This is a genomic window from Paraburkholderia sp. CNPSo 3274 (genome assembly GCF_024206475.1).
Classification (GTDB): Bacteria; Pseudomonadota; Gammaproteobacteria; order Burkholderiales; family Burkholderiaceae; genus Paraburkholderia.
Genome location: NZ_JAMBPR010000195.1, coordinates 1 through 2,171, shown reverse-complemented (window position 1 = coordinate 2,171; position 2,171 = coordinate 1). Strand labels below are relative to the sequence as shown.

The 2,171-nt window shown below is 62.7% G+C and carries 3 protein-coding genes; all 3 read left to right on the top strand.

The features are described from left to right. The first annotated feature begins 84 nt into the window (after positions 1-84). Complete coding sequence (locus M3I54_RS44060; protein WP_133188198.1) at positions 85-564, top strand: transposase; 480 nt, start codon at positions 85-87, stop codon at positions 562-564. Further along, complete coding sequence (gene tnpB, locus M3I54_RS44055; protein WP_254346670.1) at positions 564-917, top strand: IS66 family insertion sequence element accessory protein TnpB; 354 nt, start codon at positions 564-566, stop codon at positions 915-917. Before M3I54_RS44060 ends, tnpB begins: the two co-directional genes overlap by 1 nt. 99 nt (positions 918-1,016) lie before the next feature. Further along, positions 1,017-2,171, top strand: a 1,155-nt coding sequence (locus M3I54_RS44050) for an IS66 family transposase (RefSeq protein ID WP_254346668.1), incomplete at its 3' end; no start/stop codon positions are given.

The following is a 2,171-nucleotide window of genomic DNA, read 5'->3' as shown; positions in this document are numbered from 1 at the left end:
GTAAGCGGCAGTTTCTCCTCACATAGATCCTGATCTGAAAACAGCGCAGGATGTGTCCACGGTTTTTTAATGGACACACCCTTCATGGACGAGAACTGCGCAGATTTTTTGCCCTTGCGTGCGACCAACGTTGGTGTCGAAGGCAAGCGGACTTTCGACAAGCGTGACAAACAGAGGCTGATTGAAGCCTGCCTGAAGCCGGGCGTGTCGATCGCGGGTATGGCGCTGAAGGCGGGCGTGAACGCCAACCAGTTGCGCCGCTGGATCAAGAATTACGAGGCGCTCCTGAAGGGCGCCGCCGCCCCATGTGACTCGAAGGCTCTGCCCACGGCATTCGTACCGGTGGTGGCGATCAGCGATAACAGCTGGGCGGCTTCGCAGATGCCGCCGCAGCCAGAACCTGATGCACCGGCGGCGCCGATGCGGAGCCACGCGCCACAGCGATCACCGCTGCCCTCGCGCCTGGTGGCGCAGCTGCCCAACGGGGTGAGCCTTGAACTCGAGTGCACCGGGCAGGATTGCGCGCTGCTCAAGACGATGATTGACGCGTTGAGGGGGAGCTGATGTTCCGCTTCGACGACGACCTGAAAGTCTACCTGTACCGCGAGCCGATTGACTTCCGCGCCGGCATCAATACCCTTGCTGCCCTGGTCGCGGAGTCAATGCAGATGGACCCGCTCGCCCGTGCCGTGTATGCGTTCCACAACCGCAAACGCGATCGCGTCAAGCTCCTGCTGTACGAGCGCACCGGTTTCTGGCTGATGTTGCGCCGGCTTGAAGAAGACCATTTCGTGTGGCCCAGGCGGCATCAGGAGGTGATCGAGCTGACAACGCAGCAGCTTCACTGGTTGCTCGACGGCATCGACATCGACGCGCTTCGCCGCCACCCGGTGCGTCGTTACCAGCACGCCAGCTAGCCCGCCCGGCAAGGCACGTCGCGCGTAAACAACGGCGGCTGCGACTTTTACAAATTGACGTAAACCTACGGCGCGCCGCGCTCCGCTATCCTGGAGCGCATGAATCCTCCTGATCTCAAGCACATACCCAAGGTCGTCAAGGGCTATATCCGCGATCTCGAAGAGCGCGCGACACAGGATATTGCCCAGCGCGACGCACAGATCGAGGAGCTGAACCAGCGCATCGAGCAGCTCGAGGAACAGATCCGGCTGCTGCAGGCAGAGCGCTTCGCACCGCAGAGCGAGAAACGCAAGGATCGCGTGTTCGACGAGGCCGAGCAGATCGCCCAGACCGCCCCCTCCAATGAAGACGACGAGGGTGCACAGCCAGCGCTGCCCGACACCGGCCTGCCCCAAAACAGCGAGCCCGAACGGCGCAAGGGCGGCCGCAAGCCTCTGCCGGCCTACCTGAAGCGTGAACCTGTCGAATACGACCTGCCCGAAGACCAGAGGGCATGCGTGGACTGTGGCAACCCGATGCATCGCATCGGCGAGGACATCAGCGAGCAGCTGCACGTCGAGGTCAAGTGGACGGTCCGGCAGAACGTGCGCTCCAAGTGGGCCTGCCGGCACTGTGAGTGTCACGCCGAACATACACGGATCGTGCTTGCGCCGATGCCGGTGCAGCCGATTCCGGGCAGCCATGCGGACGCGTCGGTGATCGCGACGGTCACGACCGCAAAGTACGTCGACGGCATGCCGTTGTACCGGATGCAGGACGCGCTCGCACGCTGGCAGATTCCGGTGAGTCGCGGCACGCTCGCTCACTGGATCATCCGCCCCAGCGAACTGCACTACCGCCGCCTGTACGACGCGCTGCACAAGACGTTGCTGTCGCAGCCGTTGATCCACGGTGACGAAACGACGGTTCAGGTGCTCAAGGAGCCCGGCAGGTCCGCCCAGAGCAAAAGCTATGCATGGGTGTACCGCAGCGCCGAAGGCTGCGCCGAACCCGTTGTGCTGTTCGACTACCAGCCGGGGCGCGGCCAGGAACATCCGAAGAAGTTTCTCGGCGACTACAGCGGCATGCTGATGAGCGACGGCTACAGCGCCTGGCGCACGCTCAAAAAGGCCACGCACTTCGGATGCGTCGCGCACGCCCGGAGGCTGTTCGTCAAGGCGGACAAGGCGGCCGAGAAAAAAACGGACTCCGGCAAACAGAAGATACCTAACGCTCGTGTGGCGAAAGCGCTCGAATACTTCCAGGCCCTGTAC